The sequence below is a fragment of the Stieleria magnilauensis genome (assembly GCA_007753675.1).
GTDB classification, from domain to species: Bacteria; Planctomycetota; Planctomycetia; order Pirellulales; family Pirellulaceae; genus Stieleria; species Stieleria magnilauensis.
The window spans coordinates 9,085,476-9,108,416 of sequence record CP036432.1; the positions used below are offsets into that span (position 1 = coordinate 9,085,476).

At 59.0% G+C, this 22,941-nt stretch carries 18 protein-coding genes; 9 read left to right on the forward strand and 9 right to left on the reverse strand.

What is annotated here, in order from left to right; genetic code table 11:
- Positions 1-232: 232 nt before the first annotated feature.
- From TBK1r_RS32690 to TBK1r_RS32700, 3 genes are all read left to right on the forward strand, one after another.
- Positions 233-2,326 carry a hypothetical protein gene (locus tag TBK1r_RS32690; protein WP_145219732.1) on the forward strand — a complete coding sequence of 698 codons (2,094 nt, stop codon included), beginning with the start codon at positions 233-235 and terminating at the stop codon, positions 2,324-2,326.
- 71 nt (positions 2,327-2,397) lie between these two features.
- A complete protein-coding gene (locus TBK1r_RS32695; RefSeq protein WP_145219734.1) occupies positions 2,398-4,344 on the forward strand; it encodes an ABC transporter ATP-binding protein in 1,947 nt (648 codons plus the stop codon).
- 231 nt (positions 4,345-4,575) lie between these two features.
- The gene (locus tag TBK1r_RS32700) at positions 4,576-5,640 is read left to right on the forward strand and encodes a fatty acid desaturase family protein (protein WP_419580625.1); all 1,065 of its coding nucleotides are present in this window, start codon (positions 4,576-4,578) and stop codon (positions 5,638-5,640) included.
- Here the strand turns inward: TBK1r_RS32700 and TBK1r_RS32705 are convergent.
- The 3 genes from TBK1r_RS32705 to TBK1r_RS32715 all read right to left on the reverse strand — a co-directional run bounded on the left by TBK1r_RS32705 (position 5,594) and on the right by TBK1r_RS32715 (position 8,677).
- Positions 5,594-6,655, reverse strand: coding sequence for a prenyltransferase/squalene oxidase repeat-containing protein (locus tag TBK1r_RS32705; RefSeq protein WP_372898440.1), 1,062 nt, complete (start codon positions 6,653-6,655; stop codon positions 5,594-5,596). The genes TBK1r_RS32700 and TBK1r_RS32705 overlap by 47 nt on opposite strands.
- 78 nt (positions 6,656-6,733) lie before the next feature.
- Positions 6,734-7,633 (reverse strand): Fpg/Nei family DNA glycosylase, encoded by a 900-nt coding sequence (locus TBK1r_RS32710; protein ID WP_145219738.1) that lies wholly within the window; start codon positions 7,631-7,633, stop codon positions 6,734-6,736.
- Between the two features lie 156 nt (positions 7,634-7,789).
- Positions 7,790-8,677 carry a DUF429 domain-containing protein gene (locus tag TBK1r_RS32715; RefSeq protein WP_145219740.1) on the reverse strand — a complete coding sequence of 296 codons (888 nt, stop codon included), beginning with the start codon at positions 8,675-8,677 and terminating at the stop codon, positions 7,790-7,792.
- A gap of 90 nt (positions 8,678-8,767) precedes the next feature.
- On the opposite strand from TBK1r_RS32715, the gene trpB reads away from it, so the two are divergent.
- Genes trpB through TBK1r_RS32730 form a run of 3 tightly spaced genes read left to right on the forward strand, consistent with a single transcriptional unit; the run spans position 8,768 to position 11,041 of the window.
- On the forward strand, positions 8,768-9,991 hold the full coding sequence (gene trpB / locus TBK1r_RS32720) for a tryptophan synthase subunit beta (protein WP_145219742.1): 1,224 nt from the start codon (positions 8,768-8,770) through the stop codon (positions 9,989-9,991).
- A gap of 22 nt (positions 9,992-10,013) precedes the next feature.
- A complete protein-coding gene (locus TBK1r_RS32725) occupies positions 10,014-10,343 on the forward strand; it encodes a hypothetical protein (RefSeq protein WP_145219744.1) in 330 nt (109 codons plus the stop codon).
- The gene (locus TBK1r_RS32730) at positions 10,340-11,041 is read left to right on the forward strand and encodes a metal-dependent hydrolase (protein WP_145219746.1); all 702 of its coding nucleotides are present in this window, start codon (positions 10,340-10,342) and stop codon (positions 11,039-11,041) included. The genes TBK1r_RS32725 and TBK1r_RS32730 overlap by 4 nt, the downstream gene beginning before the upstream one ends.
- A gap of 127 nt (positions 11,042-11,168) precedes the next feature.
- On the opposite strand, the gene TBK1r_RS32735 is transcribed toward TBK1r_RS32730, so the two are convergent.
- Positions 11,169-11,489 (reverse strand): Rieske (2Fe-2S) protein, encoded by a 321-nt coding sequence (locus TBK1r_RS32735; RefSeq protein WP_145219748.1) that lies wholly within the window; start codon positions 11,487-11,489, stop codon positions 11,169-11,171.
- A 118-nt stretch (positions 11,490-11,607) separates the two neighbouring features.
- Here TBK1r_RS32735 and TBK1r_RS32740 point away from each other — a divergent pair, with 118 nt between their 5' ends.
- On the forward strand, positions 11,608-13,443 hold the full coding sequence (locus tag TBK1r_RS32740; protein WP_145219750.1) for a TIGR03960 family B12-binding radical SAM protein: 1,836 nt from the start codon (positions 11,608-11,610) through the stop codon (positions 13,441-13,443).
- Between the two features lie 273 nt (positions 13,444-13,716).
- Here the strand turns inward: TBK1r_RS32740 and TBK1r_RS32745 are convergent, their stop codons facing one another.
- Positions 13,717-15,111 (reverse strand): IS4 family transposase, encoded by a 1,395-nt coding sequence (locus TBK1r_RS32745; protein ID WP_145207138.1) that lies wholly within the window; start codon positions 15,109-15,111, stop codon positions 13,717-13,719.
- Positions 15,112-15,364: 253 nt separating this feature from the next.
- Positions 15,365-16,285 (reverse strand): cation diffusion facilitator family transporter, encoded by a 921-nt coding sequence (locus TBK1r_RS32750; protein WP_419580626.1) that lies wholly within the window; start codon positions 16,283-16,285, stop codon positions 15,365-15,367.
- Positions 16,286-16,519: 234 nt separating this feature from the next.
- Here TBK1r_RS32750 and TBK1r_RS32755 point away from each other — a divergent pair, with 234 nt between their 5' ends.
- Positions 16,520-18,664 (forward strand): fused MFS/spermidine synthase, encoded by a 2,145-nt coding sequence (locus tag TBK1r_RS32755; protein ID WP_145219755.1) that lies wholly within the window; start codon positions 16,520-16,522, stop codon positions 18,662-18,664.
- Between the two features lie 33 nt (positions 18,665-18,697).
- Here TBK1r_RS32755 and TBK1r_RS32760 read toward each other — a convergent pair whose 3' ends face one another.
- From TBK1r_RS32760 to TBK1r_RS32770, 3 genes are all read right to left on the reverse strand, one after another.
- Positions 18,698-19,081: a hypothetical protein gene (locus tag TBK1r_RS32760; protein WP_145219757.1), complete on the reverse strand. Its 384-nt coding sequence runs from the start codon at positions 19,079-19,081 to the stop codon at positions 18,698-18,700.
- A 13-nt stretch (positions 19,082-19,094) separates the two neighbouring features.
- Positions 19,095-19,601: a lactoylglutathione lyase family protein gene (locus tag TBK1r_RS32765; protein WP_145219759.1), complete on the reverse strand. Its 507-nt coding sequence runs from the start codon at positions 19,599-19,601 to the stop codon at positions 19,095-19,097.
- A gap of 162 nt (positions 19,602-19,763) precedes the next feature.
- Positions 19,764-20,069, reverse strand: a complete 306-nt coding sequence (locus TBK1r_RS32770) for a hypothetical protein (protein ID WP_145219760.1) — start codon at positions 20,067-20,069, stop codon at positions 19,764-19,766.
- Positions 20,070-21,220: 1,151 nt separating this feature from the next.
- Between TBK1r_RS32770 and TBK1r_RS32780 the strand changes: the two genes are divergently transcribed.
- Positions 21,221-21,478 carry a hypothetical protein gene (locus TBK1r_RS32780; protein WP_419580627.1) on the forward strand — a complete coding sequence of 86 codons (258 nt, stop codon included), beginning with the start codon at positions 21,221-21,223 and terminating at the stop codon, positions 21,476-21,478.
- The last annotated feature ends 1,463 nt before the right edge of the window (positions 21,479-22,941 follow it).

A 22,941-nucleotide genomic window follows, 5' to 3' on the forward strand; every position in this document is an offset into this window, starting at 1 on the left:
CTCCGAAAGAAAAGACATGCGGAGACCAACGAGGAGACGGTCCAGTGTAACATCCCAGGGATGCTCAAGGCCATGAAAATTCCGCCGCACCGACTCCGCCCCGGATGTCCTGCCGGATTCCACCTCACCCTGGTGAGGCGGGGCGGACGCGCCGAGTGACCGAGCGTGCATCTCCACGCCGCATTGTTGCGTCCAGTCCTCCGCCGCCCCCATTTAACGTCGTTCGCCCTCCATGCCGCTACTTCGCGATCTGTTGCCGCTTCTTGCAATCCAGTCGACACTGCTGATCGCAACACTGGTCCTTGGCCCGGGAAATTTGGCAGATGTCCGTGTTCAGCTGACCTGGACGGGATTCGTGGCCCTGGGCTGGCTGATCGCTCCGTCCTGGGTCGGCAGCCACAGCTCGCTGATTCGGCGTCATCTCGCCGCGATGATCTCCGCCGTCGCATTGCACGGATTGCTAGCGTTCGCCGCCTCGTTGCTCGGATTCGGGATGAATACGTACTTGGCGATCTGGGCGGTGGGATTGCTGAGCGCGGGAATCTGCCGGCGCGAGCACCTCGGGCGTGCACTGCCCACCGCGATCGGCCTGCCGGGCGGACACGGCGTGTTGATCCTTACGTTGATCGTGTTCTCGGTTTGTGTTTACCGCACACCGCGATCCAATGACATCCACCAGTTTCTGCTGCAGCAACAAGACATGCTCGAGCACGCATCGTTGCGTGTTTCATCGATCGGCATGTCGGCGATGGAAGTCGACCAACCGATGCCCCGCTGGAGATCGCACTACTGGCATTCGTTGCCCGGCATGATCGCCTACACCAGTGGCATCGCGGTCGATCAAGTCTTGCTTCGCTATGCAACCATCCCGGTTGCGTTCTCGGTGCTGCTGTGCCTGGCGGAAGTATTGCGGTCGCTGGCGGGCAAACGTGTTTCGTACCCGTTCGTGTTGATCGCGATGCTGGGTCCGATCTTGCTCTGGTATCGAAACTTCAACGCGTTCAATTATTCGTTTCGCATCACCAATAATCTGTTGCTCGACAAAGACATTGCGTTGTTCTTTCTGATCCCCTCGACCCTTTGGCTTGCGCAAGGCTGGATCCATGGCAAGTCACGATATTGCATTCCGCTGCTCGGCCTGCTTCCCGCCCTGGTGCGTTTCCATCCACTGACTGCGATTTATCTGCTGTTGCTCATCGCGCCGCTTGGCATCCTCGTCACCCCCGCTGATCGAACGGGCATTCGCCGCACCGCCACGTTGGCCCTGGCGACGTTGCTGTTGTGCGTAGCTGTCGTTCTGATCGGCGACGCCCAAAGCAACCACGAGCAGATTCGCCAAATCATTCAAATCGATTACGAAGCATCGCTGGACCGCAGGCCCATTCATTACTGGGTCGGTTTCTACAACACGATTCCCGGCACGGCGTTGCCGTGCGATACGACCGAGTGGGTCGGTGACCGATTTCATCTAAAGCACTCATTGATCACCGGATGCGGGTTATTGGCAACGATGCATCTCGGCGTGTTGGTGCTCGGCGTGCGGGTGTTGCTCGGCAAGTGCACCGGTCGCACACGACGCCTGCTCGGATCTGGCCTGAGCACGATCGGCGTGCTTTGGGGCATGTGGCTGGTCTCGGGCATCTTCCTGACACGGTATCCACATTATGCAGCCGGCTACGAACGGCTGCATTGGTTTGCTTACCCGATCGCGTCAACCGTGGTGGCTCCGGCCATCGCCAGTTGCATGCCGCGCCGCGGACGGCGCAAAATCGGCACGGCTCTACTCGTCTTCATCACCGTCTCTGCGGTGGCGTTCCGTTTTGAAATTGCGACGCCGCTAAAAAACATACGTGGATTGAACAGTTTGCTCGATGTCGAGATCGCCGGCATGAGCCAGCGTCGGGCGAACTGGCAAACGATTCCTTCGACCCGCACGCTGGACGATTTGCGTCCCCATTATCTGCAACCGTCCGACCGCGCCTTGCTGTTGGCCAAGGAATCCACTCAGCACTACTGGTTGATGCGCCAAGGCGTGTTTTGGTCGGACCCCTACGTCGAAGCGTTCGCGTGGTTTCATCGCGGTGACAATTTCAGGACCGATCGCCGCTACTTCTACGACTTGCTGGACCGTCAAAACGTTTCCGGGCTGGCCGAGTGGATTGCAAAGAAAGACATCACGCTGATCATCGACCTGCGGGAGGGCGGTGATCGATTCCTCGACCAGTTATCCAGACAACACAACCTGCCGATGCATCGCGTGGAACCGGGGGTCTGGCGGATTGATCGTCCCCGGGCTCCAACCTCGTTTGACAACGCTGTGAAATAAATACTTCACCGCGTTACCCAATTTAGCGACCGCACCTTGTCATCGGCTGGCTTCGGCGCTACCAATAGTGCATGCCTACACTGCCTAGCCGCCACCGATTTGACGACTATCGCCAGACCGTTCGCCAGCGAAATGCCGAGAAAGTCCGCCCCACAGGCCATCATGGCACCGCCCGCAGCGCGATCAAATTGGGAACGCGCGAGCGTGGTTTCTGGGAACTGATCCGCGAATTCTGGAAACTGATCGGGCCGCACCGTCGACAAATCGTCGTTGCCCTGTTCTTCCTCAGCATCGCGATCGGATTACGTCTGGTCCCGCCGGTCGGAACCAAACTGGCGATCGATTGCGTCCTGACCGATCCGCCCAAACCGCTGCCATCCTGGCTGGCCGAGTTCGATTGGCCGACCGACAAGATGCAGCGTCTGTTGTGGATCGCCGCCGCCGTCGTCGTGATGACGATTCTGGCGACGATCGTCCATCTGTTCAGCCGTTGGACCGCCACCAAAGCAGTCAATCAATCGCAGATCACGATTCGCCGCAAAGTCTTCGACCATGCGATCCGGCTGCCCCTGGGACGCGTGTACGACTTGAAATCCGGCGGCGTCGCCAGCCTGATCCGCGAAGACGCCGGGGGCGTTGCCGATCTGATTTTTTCGATGCTGTACAACCCCTGGCGGGCGATCATCCAGTTCGTCGGCAGCCTGATCATCCTGATCTTCGTCGACTGGAAACTGATGGTCGGCGGACTGCTGTTGCTGCCGATCGTCTGGGTCACGCACCGAACCTGGATCAATCGCATCCGGCCGCTGTACCGCGACATCCGCAAACAACGGCAAAAGATCGACGCCAATGCGACCGAAACGTTCGGCGGGATCCGTGTCGTGCGGACCTTTTCGCGGTCGCGTCGTGAATCGGCAAAATTTGTTCGCGAAGGCGGCTTCCTGGTCCGTCAACAACTCTTCACCTGGTGGTGGACCCGAATCATCGAAACGATCTGGGAAGTCATCATCCCACTCGCTTCGACCGGGCTGTTGCTCTATGGCGGCTATCAAATCATCCACGGCGGGCTGACGCTCGGTGACCTGATGATGTTTCTCGTCTACCTGACCATGCTGCTCGATCCGCTGGCCACCATCGCCGGCAGCGCCGTCGGGTTTCAAAACAATCTCGCCGGTCTGGATCGCATCCTGGACGTGATGGAAGTCGACAGCGAACTGCCGACCAACCCCGACGCCGTCCATGTCAACAAAGCCTCGACCGCCGGCAGCATCACGATCAACGATCTGTCCTTTCGCTATCCCGGTACCGACACCAACGTGCTGCAAAACATCTCGCTCGAAATCGCAGCGGGCGAAACCGTCGCGCTGGTCGGTCGCAGCGGTGCGGGAAAGACGACGCTGACCAATTTGATCGCACGGTTCTATGATCCCGCCAAAGGCAGCATCCGACTCGATGGCAAAGACCTGCGCGAAATCAACCTGGACTCCTACCGCAGCTTGCTGGGAATTGTCGAACAAGAGGTGTTCTTGTTTGACGGGACGATCGCCGACAACATCGCCTATGCCCGACGTGATTGCGAGGATGCGGAAATCATCGCCGCGGCGCAGGCAGCTGCGGCGCACGAGTTCATCGAAAAACTTCCCAAAGGTTACGACAGCGTGATCGGCGAACGCGGCGTCAAACTCTCCGGCGGACAACGTCAACGCCTGGCGATCGCCCGCGCCATTCTGGCCGACCCCAAGATCCTGATCCTCGATGAAGCGACCAGCAATCTGGACAGCGAGAGCGAACAGATGATCCAACGTTCACTCGAAGAACTGCTCCAAAGCCGGACCTCCCTGGTGATCGCCCATCGTTTGAGCACGATCCGCAACGCCGACAAGATCGTCGTTCTGGAAGACGGCCGCATCGCCGAAGTCGGCACGCACGAGCAACTCGTCGCCGGGGGAGGCCGCTACCGTGACATGGTGCAATTGCAAACCACCGAACCAGACCGAACGCCCCACCGTCCGCTGTAGTGGTTTCCACCCACGGTCGGTGGTCAAGACGATCACATCAAAGCAATCCGCACAAAGTAAACCATCACTTCGACGACACGGCATCGCCCAGTTTGACAGTGCGAAAAACATTCGGCGCTGAACGCCCAAGTTCGGCTCTACAATCGTGCGACGATCACCTAGGCTACCTGCTTCACCTGGACGCGGGCCTGTTCCGAACGCTGCGACCAGACCGACCAGCTGGAGATGTTGATGGATGCTTGTTCAGAGCACTGGGTGCATGATTCCAAAGTGGCATTGCGCGACGCCGATGTCGATTACTTTCGCGTTTCATCATGGATCTACTGGCGTGATTTTTTGGTCAGCATCGCGTTGGCGTACACCGCGGCGGCTGTTTATCTGACCGCGGAAGCCTGGTCGGCGTACCAAATCATCGCGTTTCCGATCGCCGTGTTTTGGCTTTACCGCGCCGGTTCACTGGTTCATGAAGTCGCCCATTTGGGCGAGCATGAAATGCGGGCGTACAAGGTCGCTTGGAATCTGATCGCCGGCGTCATGATGTTGGCCCCCTCGCCGTTCTTTTCGGCACACCATCGTGATCATCATACGCATCGCCTGTACGGCACGAAGCAAGACCCCGAATACATCGTCAATTGCTTCCGACGCGGCAACTGGACCAGCATGTTTGGTTACGCGCTGTTGGTGTTGGCGTTTCCCATCATCGTGACGGTACGGTTCATCATCACTCCGCTAACGTTTTTGCATCCCAGGCTGCGGACGTTTGTGTTGACCCGTTGCTCCTCGCTGATGATGAATCCGTACTACGTGCGACGCGTTTCCAAGGCCGATCGTCGCCGCATCACGGCGGTCGAACTACTGACTTGCATCCGTGCCACATTGATTCCTGCGCTCGTCTTGCTGGGCATCAATCAATGGTCGCGAATTCCGATGCTCTACTCGCTCGGCATCAGCGTTTTGTTGCTCAATCAATTACGATTGTTGGCTGATCATCATTTCGAAAGCGACGGGACAAAGATGACACCGTCGGATCACATGCACGATTCTTGCAATTTCACCGGCCGCGATTTCTTCACGTGGCTGCTCTATCCGTTCTCGATTCGCTTTCACGCGCTGCATCACCTCTTTCCGTCGCTGCCGTATCACAATTTGCGAGCGGCGGATCAGTATCTGATGCAAATCTTGCCAGCCGACTCGCCCTACCGCGATTTGCAACAACCCAGCTGGTTCGCGGTCGCTCGCAAGACCCTTGCTACCGTTGATAGATCGGCAGGTAGCCGTAATCCAACTGCAACATGATCAGATTGCAGGCGGTCACATAGACCGGATGGATCTGGCCTTCCCAATTTCCGTCGGGACGTTGCTGGCTGGTGATGCGTTCGTACAACTTGGTGCGGAACGGTTGCCACAATTCGTCGCCCTGACGGTAGACCACTTGGCTGTAATACAGATACGTGTAATGCCAGTGGCCGAACGCGCGAGCACCGTCGCTGATGCCGTGCAGTTCCTTCTTGGTGTACTCGAGCATTTCGGGAACATGCTCGCTGTCGTAATCGCCGGCGTTGTAGAGTGCCGCCAGGGCGGCGGCGGTGATCGCCGGTCGACTGTTGCCGCGCTGACGACTGCTGTAACTGATCCCGCCGTCCTTGTTCTTGCAGCCGTAAATGTATTCCTTGGCACGCTCGATCACGTCACCACTGACGGGGATGCCGGCGTTGCGGCAACCGCGCAGCCCTTGGACCTGAGTGATCGTCGTGGAGCCTTCATCAAAATCGTTTCCCTCGGCCGCCGACACGTAGCCCCAACCGCCGGCCGCCGTCTGGGCATTGCCGCTGAACTCGACCGCCCGAGTTAACACGTCCACGATTTCGCGGCGACGATCCAACAAGCCCTCCTCGCCGAGCACCTGGGACAAGAACAACATCGCGAACCCGTGCCCATAGGTGTAGCGTTGGTCGGTGGTGGGGTCGCCGATCAGACCGTTGTCGCGGCTCTTGCTGATCAAGTAATCCGACGTCCTGGCGATCTCCTTGGCATAGGGTCCCTGGGTGGTCGTCGATCCGCTGCCGATCATCGCCGTTCCGGCAAGCGCGGCCATCGCGGTCGGATAGACCTGGGTGTTCCAATGTCCCCGCGAGGATTGAGTCCGCGCGAGCCACGCCAACGCCTTTTGCGTCGCCGTTTCCCACGACGGGTTCCGAGCCGCCGCGTCACACACCCGCTGCCCCAGCAGCGACCCGGCGAGCGAACCGCCGGCGGCGAGAAGGGCGGTCTTGCGAAACCAGTCGCGGCGGTTGGATGAAATCGGCATCATGAATCCGAAAGGGAAGGGTGGTGGCCCGATGGTCGCTCAGCCAGGCCGACTCTGCAGCCGCTCAAGCGAGGGTTCAGTCTACGATTGTACCGCGTCCGCCACCGATCGCGAAACTTCGATTTCGCCGACCGAGCCGTGTCGCCCGGTTTTCCGTTGGCAAATCGGGCAAAAAAATGTACTCCGTTGGCCCTGGACGATTCGGCGAATCACACCGACGGAGCAGCGTCCGCATCCCAAACCGGCCCGATCGTAGACGCGATGGTAGTTTTGATAGCTGCCTTCGTTGTTCAGCGCATTGCGGTACGTCCCGTCGGAGAGCGTGCTGCCCTCGTGCTCGATCGCCTCCCCCAACACCGCTCCAATCCCGGCGTGAATACGCTCCCACTGCGGCCGGCTCAACTTGTCACAACGGGTGCGTGGATCGACCCCGGCGACGAACAGAATCTCGGCCGCGTACAGGTTTCCGATCCCCGCCACGGCCGCTTGGTCCAGCAGAGCGACTTTGATCACACGGCGACTGTGACGCAGATTTTCACGCAGCTGTTCGGCGCTGATCCGGGTGGCGTCCGGGCCGAGCCGATCGCGGACGTCACGCTGCAATTGGTCCGCGGTCAGCAATCGCACGGTGCCCAGCCCCCGCCGATCCCAAAACAGCATCTCCTGAATCGCGTCACCATCGAGGATCAGCCGCAAACGCAGATGCTCCGGCCCCGGCGGATCGCTCAACAACACCAATCCTGTCATCCGCGGTTCGATCACGATCGCTTGCGCGTCTTCCAATTCGATGATCACCCGTTTGCCCAGACGATCGATGCCGGTGATCAGCCGGCCGCGGACACGTCGATCGAACCGGCCGATCGACGGCTCAAACAAGATCGGCCGCCGCGCGCAGGGCGGACGCTCGGCGGCGCGAATCCGATGCCCCACCATCGGCAGCACCCCGCGACACATCGTTTCGACTTCAGGCAACTCCGGCATCTCAATTCCATCAGTGGCGTAAGCTTCCAGCTTGCGAAATGTGGCGTAAGCTTCCAGCTTGCGAAAGTGGCGTAAGCTTCCAGCTTGCGATCCCTGGCTGCATCGCAGACAGAGTGCCAACGCACCCCAACAGCAAGCAAGATACCTACCCCACCCCTAACAATACACGAACCCTTCGCGAGCATAACGCGGGTGTTTCTGAATCGCGGCATGATCGGCGCGCGAGAACCCCAACCAGGCTCCCAGGCCGGCCAGCACCGCGTCGAGCGCATCACCACCGGGGTCCTGCAGGATCACCCGGCGTCGATGCGACGAAATGTCGACGTAGTTCGAAATCGTTTGCAAAATCGTCCGCCGCGTCCGGCGGTGGATTGTTTCGGGCGGCTTCCCGCCGGACTGTTTGTAGCGTTGATGCGGCAGCCCCAACCGTTTCAGCGTCGACGACGGGCACGCTTCAACCAAGATCGAAGACGCCGGGCCGCGTCCGGCGCGGTGATACTGAAACGGCAACACCAACACATTCCGATCGTCGGCAAGCTCCGCCAGCACCTCGCGCATGCCGTGGTACGTCTGGTAGATGATCCGGTAGTGGTAACAATCAAACGGCGTCTGGGTTTCCCGATCCGTGGTCCGGCGAACGTGTTTGGTCCCCAGCACTCGCTCGGTCGTCTCGACCAGCGACAACCCGAACTCCTTGGCCGATCCGACAAACGCGCTGACATGCGACAATTGGTCCGGCCAGTCGCCCAGCGCTAACTCGATCGGCAATCCGAAGGGAAAATCACAGCCCCAAAACGTTTCCGATTGTGAGGCAATGCGGTCGACCAGGTAGCGATTGACTCGGTCGCGGTCGTCGCCGCCGGCGGGCCGGCCCAGGGGTTGCAGTGACACCAGTTGAAAACGGGGGGAGCGATCGGCCAGACGCAGCGGCGCGGGGGCAGAAAGTTCGGCGATCCAAGCCGTTTTGCCGGACTGGGCGGCACCGCTAAAATCCACACCGATCACGGTCCGAATCGCCGCATCGGCAATTCGGCGGAATCGCATCGGGCTGGGTTTCGTCGCGTTGACCAACTTGGACGGCCGGGTGAAGATGATGAAGTGACTACGGAAGCATACCTTTTTGGCAAAACTACGATGAGCAGTGCTCCTTCCCAAGAGCCCGCGACGGCGGCGGTCCCCGATGCGAAAGGCCGATTCGGCGAATTCGGCGGCCGCTTCGTCCCCGAAACACTGACCCGCGCACTCGATCAATTGGCCGAAGAATACGACTTGGCCAAGAAAGATCCGGAGTTCCAGCGCGAACTCGACGGATTGTTGAAAACGTTCGTCGGCCGCCCCAGCCCGTTCTACCACGCCCGGCGCCTCTCCGAAGCCGCCGGCGGGGCCCAGATTTGGCTCAAGCGTGAAGACCTCAATCACACCGGGGCGCACAAGATCAACAACACCCTCGGCCAGGCCTTGCTGACGCTGCGAATGGGAAAAACGCGAGTGATCGCGGAAACCGGCGCCGGCCAACACGGCGTCGCCAGCGCGACCGCCTGTGCACACTTCGGGTTGCCCTGCACGGTCTACATGGGTGCCGAAGACATTCGCCGGCAAAAACCCAACGTGTTCAGCATGCGGCTGATGGGTGCGACGATCAGCCCCGTCGAATCCGGCTCGCGAACCCTTCGCGATGCCGTCAACGAAGCGATGCGTGACTGGATGTCCTCGGTCGAACACACGCACTACATCATCGGCAGCGTGATCGGCCCCCACCCGTTCCCGATGATGGTCCGCGATTTCCAAGCCGTGATCGGACGCGAAACGCGCGACCAGTCGCTGGAAGTGTTTGGCAAGCTGCCCGACTGCGTGGTCGCCTGTGTCGGCGGCGGCAGCAACGCGGCCGGGATGTTTTCCCCCTTCATCGAAGACGAGGGCGTGCGATTGGTCGGCGTCGAAGCCGGCGGGCGGGGCAGCAACCCCGGCGATCATGCCGCCCCCATGACGTTCGGCTCCCCCGGCGTCCTGCACGGCAGTTACAGCTACGTGATGCAAGACGAAGACGGTCAAACCTGTGACGTGCACAGCATGAGTGCCGGGTTGGACTACCCCGGCGTCGGACCCGAACACAGTTACTGGAAAGACACCGGCCGCGTCGACTACATCCAGTGCGGTGACGCCGACGCCATGGACGCGTTTGACAAACTCGCACGCAGCGAAGGCATCATCGCCGCCCTGGAAACCAGTCACGCGTTGGCCAAGGCGATGAAGCTGGCCGCCGAGATGCCCAAATCCGAAAATCTGGTCGTCTGCCTGTCCGGACGAGGCGACAAGGATGCCATGGAAATCGCGCGACTACGCGGCGAAGACTTCTAGGCCGACATCGCAACCGCCGAAGATGTTATTCTTTCTAAACTCCGCTGGGACGCCCAACCGCATCTTGGGAACCAAACTCGAAGACCGCATCGCGATGGAAACCGAAGCCGGCCGCGAATCACTGCGAGTGTGGCGCGACATTTGGCGAAACATGACCGGCGAGCAACGGATCGCGAAAGCATTCCAGCTGACCGAAGAAGTGAGACAAGTCATGCGAGCCGGGATTCGCAGCCGGAATCCCGAGGCGAGCGAAGAACACATTCAGTATCTGTACGTCAACCAGCTGCTGGCCGCTCACGGTACCTCCCTGGAACAAATCAAACATCAACAAAAGGAAGATCGAACTCGATGATCAAACTCACTTGGCTCTCACACGCAAGCTGGCTGATCGAAACCGCGGGCGCCCGGATTTTGCTGGATCCATTTTTCGCCGATAACCCCAAAGCTCAAGTCTCGGCCGATCAGTTCGCCGACGCCACCCATGTGCTTGTCTCCCACGGACACGCCGATCACGTCGGCGACGTCGCCGCGGTGCTCAAACACTCCGGCGCCCAATTGATCGCAACCTGGGAGATCGCCGAATGGTTCAAAAAGAACCACGGATTTGAAAACGTCGTCGCCATGAATGTCGGCGGCAACGTCGCGCTCGGGGATGGAACCGCGAAAATGGTCCCGGCGCTGCACAGCAGCAGCTTGCCGGACGGCTCCTACGGCGGATCCGCTGCGGGATTCCTGCTGAAATTCGAAACCTTCCGCGTCTATTTCGCCTGCGACACCGCCTATTACAGCGACATGAAATGGTACGCCGGCGGTGCCGATGTCGCCGTGATCCCGATCGGGGACGTGTTCACCATGGGGATCCACGACAGCATCGAAGCGATCAAATTGATCGAACCCAAAGTGGTGCTGCCGACCCACTACAACACCTGGCCGCCGATCGAGCAAGACGCCACCGCCTGGGCCAACCACGTCATCGCCGAAACCGATTCCAAACCGGTGGTTCTGAAAGTCGGCGAAACCCACACGCTCGAATTGGTCCGCGGCCTGTAACACCTGACCGCGACGTTCAATGAAGTAACCCTCCCGTGTGCGGGAGGGTTACTTCACATTCATACCGAACCGACGGCTTAACTTGGTGCCTATGGGGTCGAGCGGGAGGGTTCTCAGCGCCGAAACGTCACTCCGTCTCGATCTCGCGGACCCAGACCTCATCGTTTTCGACCTTGACCTCAAAACAATCCGTTTTGACCCGCGGATTGTCTTCCCAGGTGCCATCGACGATGCAGAATCGCCAGGCGTGCCAGGGGCACGTGACCGTGGTCCCCTCGACGTGCCCTTCGGCCAACGACGCCCCCATGTGGGGACACAGGTCGTCGATCGCGTGCCAGCTGCCGTCTTCCTGACGAAACACGGCGACCATTCGGCCGTCAACCGGGACCGCTTTTCCGCGGCCGATCTCGAAATCGTCCACTTTGCCAACAGATTCAAATTCGCTCACAGCTCGGATGCACCTTGTCTTTTTCGGTTTCTCTTGCGTTGGTAGCCTTGTACCGACCACACTTTAGGCATTCCACTGAAGACTCACCACACCCGCACACGCGAATCGGCATTTCTGAATGATCAACCATCAGCGACGCAAACTGCTTGAATCCCGCGTTTGGCCGCACGTTCAAACACCGGCCCAATACGTCGGCGGCGAACGAAATATCGTTGTCAAAGACCATCGCGGCGTCCGCGGAAAACTGGCCGTCGGGTTTCCCGATGCCTACACGATCGGCATGAGCCACCACGGATTGCAGGTGCTCTACTCGCTGATGAACCGCCGCGACGATTGGTGTGCCGAACGTGTCTTCACGCCCTGGCCGGACATGGAGCAGTTGCTGCGAAAACACGAGATCCCGCTGTACACCCTGGAAACCTTCACCGCGCTGTCAGAATTTGACGTCGTCGGGCTCAGCCTGCAGTACGAAATCAGCTCCCCAAACGTCTTGACGATGATCGACCTGGGCGGGATTCCCTTGGAATCGGTCGACCGGACGATGAACGACCCGCTGTTGGTCGCCGGCGGACCGTGCTGCCAAAACCCCGAGCCGATGGCGGATTACTTTGACGTGATGATCACCGGCGACGGCGAACCCGCCCTGCCGACGGTCTGCGACCTGTGGCTGGAAATCAAAGAAAGCTACCGCCGCGAGGATGGCACGTTGCCCGACGGCGAAGAAGGCAAACGCCAACGCAGCGACGCCCTGGCCAAAGTCGCCAACACGCTCGAGTACGCCTACGTGCCACGGTTTTACCAGCCGACCTACAAAGATGGACGCATCGCGTCACTCCAGCGCGTCCGGGACGACGTCCCCACCACCTTCGCCCCCAGTGTGATCAGCGACCTGGACGGAATCCCCCTGCCCACCGATCCGATCGTGCCCTACATCGAATGTGTGCACGACCGCATCGCCCTGGAAATCATGCGCGGCTGCCCCCACCTGTGCCGGTTCTGTCAAAGCACCGTGATCAAACGCCCGTTGCGAATCCGCGAAGTCGACACGATCGTCGATGCCGCCTGGGAAAGTTATCTGAACACCGGCCATAACGAAATCAGCATCCTCTCGCTCTCCAGCAGCGACTACCCGCATTTCGAACCGCTCGTCAAACGGCTGCACGAAGTCTTCAAGCCGCTCGGTGTGAACATCAGCGTGCCCAGCCTGCGCGTCAACGATCAATTGCGATCGCTGCCCCAATTGATCGGTACCGATCGACGCAGCTCGCTGACCCTGGCGCCCGAAGTCGCACGGGATGACATGCGTGAACAAATTCGCAAGAAGATCAAAAACAGCGACCTGATCGAAGGCTGCCGCAACGCGTTCCAAAACGGCTTCGACAGCGTCAAACTGTACTTCATGTGCGGTTTGCCCGGCGAACGACCGGTCGACCTGGACGGCATCGTCGACCTGGCCGAAACCATCGCCACGGTCGGCAAGGAAGTCAAGGGACGCTACGCACGCGTCACCGCCAGCGTGTCCAACTTTGTCCCCAAAGCCCACACGCCGTACCAATGGAACGGCATGCAAAGCCGTGAATACTTCCACTGGGCCCACAAGTACATGTGGAGCCGCCGCAAGATCCGCAGCGTCAACATCAAGTGCCACAACGTCGAAACCAGTCTGCTCGAAGGCGTCCTCAGCCGCGGCGATCGACGCACCGGCAACGCCATCCGTCTGGCCTGGGAACGCGGCGCGCGGATGGACGGCTGGACCGAACACCTGGATCCCGATCGATGGTGGTCAGCCATCGAAGACGCCGGCATCGACGTCCAACGACAAGTCCACGAAAAATACGAACTGCTGGACAAATTGCCCTGGGACCACGTCAACGTCAAATTCGGTCGCGCCTACCTGGAAAAAGAACAAGGCAGAGCCACTGTCCAGCTCGAAGCCCTCGCCAACGCGACGTAGGTTTCAGGTGTCCTGTTTCTAACGTTTTCTATGTAACGATATTTGCCGGATAGGCGAAGTCCGTCAGGCCCGGAGGGCCGACAGAGTGGATGCCGGTGGCATGAGCCACCGGGGATGATTTCAAGGAGTCTCTGAGGCCCAGCGGGCCGACACAATTACCCAGCTTTTGGCAATACCCGCAGCTCGCGAGACCGATTGTGCCGGCCTTTCAGGCCTCCGTGATCGAGGTCTCTCCAATCCGGTGGCTAACGCCCAATGCCACCTACTTTGTGGTCATTCGGGTGGTATATCATCGGGCTGCTGTTTTTTTCTTCGAAGTGACTTCTGGAATTTCGTTGTCTTTTGGCGCCGCGGGTGGGCTATGCGTGGGTAGCTGCGAGGCAATTTTCGATTGGGAAGTTTGCGGCCCGCTGCGCTCACCAAAGCGCCGTGATAAGCCAGCCTCCATTCCTCCAGGGTCGTAAGCTTTTCACGTAGCAGATGATGCTTGAACGTCGTCCAAACTCCCGTGAAGCTGAGCTCGCGAGGGTCAACTCGAATCAATTTCGCTGCTTGTTTGCGTAGCTGAGCGACAAGATTATAAGCGATGATCGATCCCATTAGCTCCTTCATCACCGTGTCGACACTCTTGGCGCGAATGTTTTCTGTGTCCATCGTCACTTTGACATCGCGGATATCGAACTCCACATCGTAGCGACGAACGTACAGGGCAGCGGCCGAGTGAGCGTCCGTCTCAAGGCTCGTCACGATCTCCAGCGTGTCTCCATTTTCAAGTTCAATTTGGTGGAGAAAGACTTCGATAGACGTGTCTTTACTAAGATCGAGATTGGTTCGGCGGTCCTTCGGTGTCGGCCGCCAAATCAAGTGAAACGTCTTGTACCCGTCCCCTTGGTCGACCAACGTAGCCGACTTGCGGTACGACCTGAATCGCTGTTTGGTCAGCCGCAGCACGAAGTCTTGATGATGTAATTGGCAGTGGTGGGCGACATTAAAAATCCCAAAACCGCTATCAGCCAGAACGATCGAGCGTTTCGGGAGTCGTTCAATAATCGGCTTGGCTTGCTCAAGTTCACTTTTGTTGTCCGCTCCGTACATCGGATCGACTTGCGGCAACAACGCGCACCCGGTCTGCATTTCATTTGCGACCAGCAATCTCGCAATAGGCCAAACCGTCTCTCCGTGTTGGTTGGACGCCGGCGGGAACGCTTTCTGAAGTGCTTCGGTCGGAGGAAGCGTGATCGTCGTCCCATCGATAATGAATACACGTCGATCGAGAAAGGCTTTGGGAGCGCGGGAAGCAAGGTGATCGCAGATTCGATGGGAAAACTCTTCCACGACAGCGAGCGGAATCCTTTTTCTGGCGGCGTTGTAGGCCGAATTGTTTTCGGAAAGGCGATTCTCTTGAACCCTTCGATTGTCAGGCAAAATATCCGTATGATTTTTGAGCAAATCTGCGACGGCATCGGTTAGTGAGATGCCTCCTTCGAGCCGTTGTAAAACGAGTAGCCAGAGGGTCGGGGCCTGCGTATAGACCATCCGCGCGTTGGCACAATCGTGATCTTCAAAGACCCGTTGTAGTTTGGGTAATTCAAGAAGCTCAGCCAGCAACGCTTTGGCTTTGCCAAAGCGAGACTCTTCATCGGCACCGAGTGTCGTCGGGTCGACCATGGCGATTCCCAGTCAGAAAGGCAGTAAGTGTAAACTTACCTGCCAGGCGCAAAAATCGTGCCAAAACCGGGTTTTTGGGACCGCGCCACCCGATAGGGTCCAGAATAGGTGGCATTGGGCTAACGCCACCGGCATGCACTGTGCCAGCCCTCCAGGCTTCATCGCGAACAAACATAGAAAACATTAGAACCAGCAACCCCAAGCCTCAGTGTCAGGAAACTTGAAACTTGAAACTTGAAACTTGAAACCGCCCCTACTCCCCCATCCACGGCTCGATGTGCAGATGCACGTCCCTGACTCTCGGCATGTTGGCCAACAGCCGATTCTTGACTTCGTGCCCGATGCGGTGGCCTTGATCGACGCTTAACTGGCCGTCGACTTGAACGTGGATCTCGATGAAATACTCCAGCCCGCTTTTGCGGACCCGCAGCTTTTCGATCTCTTTGACCTGATCGACATCCGCGGCGATGTCACGCACCTTGGCCACGGTGGCCGCGTCCGCCTGCTGGTCCATCAATTCTGCCGCGATCGCTAAAAACATCTTGGCGCTGGTCATCATCAACACGCCGCAAACGCACAAGGCCGCGACGGGATCCACGTACGGCCCGAACGCACCCAGGTACGGTGCGGCGAACAAACTGATCGCGATCGCGCCCGACCCCAACGCGTCGCTGCGGTGATCGAGCGCCGTGGCGCGAAGCGCTGCCGAACCGAGACGGGTGGCGACGTGCGACGTGTACCGAAACAGCGCTTCCTTGATCACGCTACAAACCGCCGCAATCACGCCGGCCGACCAGTGCGGGATCGCCTGCACCACAGAGAACTGCCGGATCGTCTCGATCGCCAAAATTCCGGCGCCGAACATCACCAGCAACGACACACCGAACCCCGCAATCGATTCAGCCTTGGTGTGCCCGTAGGGATGATCGTCGTCTTCTTCCTGCTCGGCGACGTGCAACGCCGCGCGAACGGCAACTGAACTGGTCACGTCCCCGATTGAATTGACCGCGTCGGCGATCAATGCGGAACTTCGCAAAACCAGCCCGCCAGTCATTTTCGCAACGACCAACACGATGTTCACGCTCAGCCCCCAGATCGCGGCGCGCTTGGCATCAATGTAAACGCGATCGCGGACCGCGATCGATGCTTCGTCTCGTGGGGGACTGAGCGACACGCGAATGCGGAACCAGGAACGGTGGCGGGGAAGGAGGTCAGAACGAAGCCTTATAAGTTACCCGACTTTTTGCCCGCACGTCGATCCTGCGGCTATCGGTGACCTAGGGTTTCGCGCCATTTCTATCGATTGCCACGCAATGGTGTGCAAAACGAGTGCTCGATCACTTCATTCCGACCGATTCCGCGGCAATCCCTGAAATCCGAACGACGCATGAGGGAAATTTATCAAGCCATGTCCAAATCCATTAGCGGCCAACCGTCATCACCCTCACAAACCGAAACTGCCGGCACCGATTCGGCGCACGGCCGGTCCATGATCTGGTTTGCCGCAACCATTCTGCTCGGCGCGTTCCTGGTCTTTCAAGTCCAACCGATCATCAGCAAGTGTGTGCTGCCCTGGTTCGGCGGCACCCCGGCGGTCTGGACGACGTGCATGCTGTTCTTCCAACTCTTGCTGTTCGGCGGCTACCTTTATGCCCACGTGCTCCGCACGTTCTGCAATCCGTTCGCCCAGGCCGTGATCCACTTGCTGTTGCTCAGCGCCGCGGCGCTGGTGTTGCCGATCGAACCCTCCGACGCGTGGAAGCCGACCGGCAGCGAGACGCCGACGCTGTACCTGTTGTGGATGCTGGCCAGTCACGTCGGGCTACCGTATTTCGTCCTCTCCAGCACCGGCCCACTCGTCCAAGCGTGGCTCAGCTTTCACGACAATAGCGAACGTGTCTACCGTTTGTACGCGCTGTCCAACGCGGGATCGCTGTTCGCGTTGCTCAGCTATCCATTCTTGTTTGAACCCGTGCTTTCGGTGTCGACACAATCCAGCATGTGGTCGCTGCTATTTTGCCTGTTCGCGCTCGTCCAAGGCTACGTCGCAATCAGTTTGTTCCGCATCACCGACGACTCCACCACTGCAACCCGATCAGGCCCCGCTGGCGATTCATCAGCACCGGCTATCGCTTCGACTTCGATTTCCGCCAACATCCAAGCGGCTTGGATCGCGTTGCCCGCGCTCGCCTCGGTGATGTTGTTGGTGGTCACCAATCACGTTTGCCAAGACATCGCCGTCGTGCCGTTTCTGTGGGTGCTTCCGCTCAGCCTGTATCTGGCCAGCTTCATCGTTTGCTTTGACTCGCCACAGTGGTACCGTCCCAAACCGATCGCCGCGGTCACGCTCGCCGCGTTGGCGCTGATCCAAGGCAAGACGCTGTTGCCGGGCAGCATCCAGTTGATCGCCGAAGCCTGCTGCTACATGGTGATGCTGTTCGGGGCGTGTCTGCTGTGCCACGGCGAAGTCGCCCGGCTGAAACCGGGAACCGACAAACTGACCCAGTACTACGCGATGCTGTCGGCCGGAGGCGCACTCGGTGGTGTGATCGTTGCCATCCTCTGCCCGCTGCTGTTGAACAACCACGCCGAGTTGCCGTTCTTTGTCGCCCTCGTCACCGCGTTGACGTTCCTGTTGTTCTTCGCCTGCAAGACCTGGAACCGCACCGAATACGACTGGGCCGCCGCGGCGCGTTTGAAGTACGGCGCGATCGTGTTGATGATCGCGCCCATCTTGACCATGGCGTTTGTGTCCAACAATCGAACCATCGCATCGCAGCGTAATTTCTTCGGCGTGCTCAAAGTCCGTGAAAAACCGCTCGGCACCTGCCTGGTACACGGCAGCACCTTACATGGGATGCAACGTTACGCACCGAACCAATCTCAACCGACCACTTACTACGGGCACGAGAGCGGCGTCGGCCACGTCATCAAAGCATTACAGCAACAACATCCTTCGCTGCGGATTGGCATCGTCGGACTCGGATGCGGCGTGCTGACCACCTACGGTCGCCCCGCGGATCACTTCGATCTGATCGAAATCAATCCGGCGGTCATCGACATCGCCGATCGATACTTCACCTTCATGAAAGACTGTCCGTCCCAGATGACACGGCACCTCGGAGACGGCCGCTTGGTGCTCGAGCGGATGCCCGACGCCAAGTTTGACCTGTTGGTTCTCGACGCGTTCAGCAGTGATGCGATTCCCGCCCACTTGCTGACGCGAGAGTCGATGGCGCTCTACAGAACCCGACTGGCCGAAGGCGGAGTGTTGACCGTGCACACGTCCAACAACCACTTGGAACTGTCACCGCTGGTGCACAACCTCAGCCGCGACGCCGGGTTGGAAAGCCGCATGCTCGAAGGCATCGGAGACGCCTCGATCGGGACGACCCACTCGACCTGGATGATCATCGCCGCGCCGGGACACGCAATCTTCCAAGCCCCCTCGCTGGCCGCCGCCACGACAGCGACCGCCGACGAACTGCGCGACGCGCCCCTGTGGACCGACCAGCATCACAATCTGGTCAGCGTGCTGCGACTCTGGCAATAACGGATCAGGTTACAGAAACAGCGTTCAGCCGCTTCAACCCGCGAAGTGATGGATCGCGTACTTGCCATCGATCTGCTTCTGAACGGCAAAGCGGAACGTCGACTTCTTGTGGCTCGCCGATTGACGATCACTCGGCTTGCTTCCGCCTCGCGACCAAACGTCGTACGCGGCCCGACTGACGTACGTGGAGTGTGGCCCTGCGTTGGCAAACTCTCTCTGACGCTGGTGGATTTCGCCGGCAAGCGACGTCAATTCGGCCCGCGTCAGGCAGATCACGGAGCTGATCTGCACGCTCCGTCGCTGAAAGACGATTTCGGCCTTCTTCTTGGCCAACTCGTTGCCAACGAAAACGTGGTCCTTCCAAAACTTCGATGTGAAATAGGTTTGTGCGTCGCTAGGATTGAATCGGTTGGTCATTGTTCCCTTGGCCTCATTCGGAATCGCCTTGGTAGGCGCCGGCGGAATAGGTCAGTTCATAGCTGTGAGAATAGATTTCGATCAAATTCCCAAACGGGTCTTCACAGTAAACCATCCGGTAAGGCTTTTCACCGGGATAGTACTCGCGGACGGGCATCCGTTGCTTGCCTCCGTTTTCAACGATCTTCTTCGCCAGTCCCTCCACGTCAGGGTCTTGGACGCAAAAGTGAAACACACCGGTCTTCCAGTACTCAAAGTTGTTTTCGGGCTGTTGGGCATTCTCAAACTCGAACAACTCGATGCCAACCCGGTCGCCGGTGGCCAGGTGGGCGATTCGAAACCGTCCCCACCCCTGCCCGAATACATCGTCACACATCACGCCGATCGCGGAATCATCGGAGACGATTTCGGTGGGAGGCATGATCACATACCAGCCCAACGTTTTCGTATAGAAGTCGACGGCTTGATCCAAGTCCGTGACCGAAATGCCGATGTGGGAAAAGGTGCGGGGATAGGTCATGCTGGCTCTCTCCAGTAAGTTTTCGTGAAGGATATCCAGTCGACTCGCTCGCCAAGTCGAATGATCTCTCGGGCGTTCTCAAGTATCAGTACTTGAACGGTCACTATGGTGGCAGAATGGTTTGGAATCTGACAGGCGACCTCCGTATGGGGGGAAAATATGTCAGGCCATCGGATCGTACAGCGATGCGTTGACGGCGGCGAGGATGATGCCCAGTAGCAGGAAGCAGAAGTTGCGCCCTGTTGCTGCTCGTTCTGGATTGCGATTGTGATAGAAATACCAGAAAACGAGAGACGTGGCAGCAGTCGGTAGAGCAGCGAGAAGCAGTGGAAGCGTGAAGCGTAACACCGTCGAACCGGGACCGAATAGCGGCAGCGAGCAATAGCCGTGACAGGAGAACCGCCAACCCGTGTTGCCGACCGAGGAAAACACTCCCCACAAGCAAAGTGCGGAAAACAGGTGAACCATGCAAACCATCCATCGCCAGTCGGGGTGTACCGTGCTGCGATGCCGATCTACAGACGATGTTGACGCTGGGGACTGGTACGGATTCGTAGTTTCCATTCTTGATTTCAGTCCGATGATCAATTGCGATTCAGCGGCGCATAGGGTGGAACGGGGATCGATCGGGCGTTGGACGTTGTCGGTCTCGGGAGGACCGGTCAACAGACTTGATTATGCCGGATGCCGGCAGATAGATCCAATGACTTCTCCCCCACAAATCGACAAGCAAGCTTGTTAACGATTTGTGGGGGAGAAGGGTGCCATATCTGTCAGAACCTAAATCGGCATCCCCCGGGCATCCCCCAGACGCCACGCTTGCTGCGATCGCTTCCGCCTTCTCCAAACCGTCCGCTTCTGAAGTCTCTTGCACGCAGTCCATCGGCGTCGTGCTGCCAACGGCGTCTTGATCTCACTGGCGAACTTCAAACATCCAAAGCCGCTCGACTCCCCAGGATCGGCGCGTCGTATGTTCGGTCGGATTCGTCGTTCAATAAAAGAGAAACACCGCGGACCACTCGACGCAAGTGACGGGGGAGTCATGCGATTGCGAATCACACGATGGGCCACGAGAGATCAAGACGACTGCCGCACCAAAACGCTGACGACCTGCGGCCAGAGGATTCAAGAAGCTGGCGTCAGCCTGACGTGCTGGACGTACGCGTTTGTCCAATCCTTCGACACCGCACGTCAACCGTCAAAGCGGAAAGCAATTCGATGAAGTTCAACGTCGGCGATCATCGGCGGCGGCGAGTGATTTGGAAACTAGAACCCAGGCCAAGCCGCCCCCGCCGCTCCGTATGAATCGCTTGGTTCCCCGCCCGTCTGGGCTTTCGCCCACATCCTATCGCAATCTAGGATACAAACGGGAGGCAAAGATGGCAAAACATCCGAACAAAGAGATTCGAGCGGCGCTATCGTTGGCCGAGGTCGCTGGGTGGACCGTTAAGAAAAGTGGGCCCAGAGCGCATGCTTGGGTCCAATTCGATGTGGGCATGGGCACAAGTCATGTTGGATGGCGATATATTCAACTCCAAGGAATCCGCAGAACCACGCAAAACAAATTGAACGGAAGGTAGCGTCCTGCCCTGGCGGGGACGATCAAAGTGAGGATTCAAATGACGGAATACAGATTTCGAGTGGTGATAAGTCACCAAGTGATGACGGACCAAGAGATTCTGGACCTCGCGGACAATCTGGCGGCGGCGGGATGTGATGATGGTCACGTCGGCGGACACGACGAAGGCATTGAAATCGTGTTCGATCGCGTCGCGGAGACGCGTGACGAGGCGATGCGTTCAGCAGTAGCGCAGATCGAACAATGCGGTCTCGTTGTGAAACGGTTGGAACTGGATCGCGCGGCAATTGCAGTCTGACACATTTCAGCCGCATACCGAATTGCGGTCAATCCGCGTATGCGGAGCAACGTGGATCGATCGTGCGCCAGAACTTTGTCGGCCTTCACGTCGGCCGGTCACTGGACACGATTAGAACGGATCCTGACTGTGGGTGCCAGCGTTTTAGTCCCAGGCGAACTCGAGTTGGATGCGGGAAAAGGGGCCGGCGCCGCCGCCAGTACCGTTGCGTTTTCTGATTCACCTCTCAGAGCAATCAAATCGACATCCCGACGGACGTCGATTGCATTACTGAGCGACTCTTGGGCAAGCACCGCTCTGCGGTGCACACCGCAGAGCGGTGCCACAACAAAGCCCGGAGTCGCGAAGCGCACTCCGGGTGGGGGCGCAGAGGACAGGGGAACCCCAGCGGGGTTCAACAAACGGCGCGGCACAATCCGAGGTGCGCAAACCGCGGCGTGAATCGGGCGAACCGTGTTGCTCTGTTCAACCCCGTTGGGGTTGGCGGCCGGTTGGCGACCGGAACTTGGGGTGCGCGGGCGCGACCCCAAGCTTTGATGTGGCACGCCGCTGGCGTGCGGGCCGCAGGAGCGGTTGCCGCTCGCGAGTCGTCCCCACAACGCGGTACGGCGAGTCATTCGTCAGTAATACAATCGACATCCCGAAGGGATCACAGCGAGTAGCCGGCGGTCAGCGCAGCGACACCTCCGGACGACGCCCCCAAACCTCCCCACGACCCCGGACGGGGTCGCAGCGCGTTTCAGCACCCCCATCGCATGGGTCAATGCCCGATCGAACGGACCGCCGCCCCAGGATCAGAAAGCCCAGCGGGCTGACAGAGTGCTTGCCGGGCCGGTCAGGGGCCGGACTGCGATGCACCTTTAACGCAGGCCTGGAAGGCCGACACAGTGCCCAGCGGGTCGAAACCGCCGCATGGACGGTGTCGCCCTTCCAAGGCTGTTGCGGCAGTGAGGACCTTCAACCGGCCGCTCATCGGCCTGTCGACTTGGTGAGCCGACGGCGCTAGCCGCGGGCGTACCGGTGACGACGTAGCCGTTGGAGGCCCTGGCTAGCGCCATCGGATCATGATTATTTCGGTAACAGTGCCATCAACTGGCCATTCCGTTCCACGCTTGCTGCGATCGCTTCCCCTTCTCCAAACCGTCCGCTTCCGAACTCTCTTGCACGCAGTTCATCCGCGTCGTGCTGGCAACCGCGTCTTGATCTCATGGGTGCACTTCCGATATCCAAAGCCGCCCGACTCCCCAGGATCGCCGCGTCGTGTGTTCGGTCGGATTCGTCTTTCAATAAAAGAAAAACACCACGGACCACACGATGCAAGTGACGGGGGAGTCATGCGCCCGCAGATCACACGATAGGCCACAAGAGATCAAGACGGCGACCGTATCAAAGCGCCGACGACCTGCGGCCAGAGGATTCAAGAAGCTGGCGTCAACCTAAGGCCCGGAATCCCAAGCAACGCC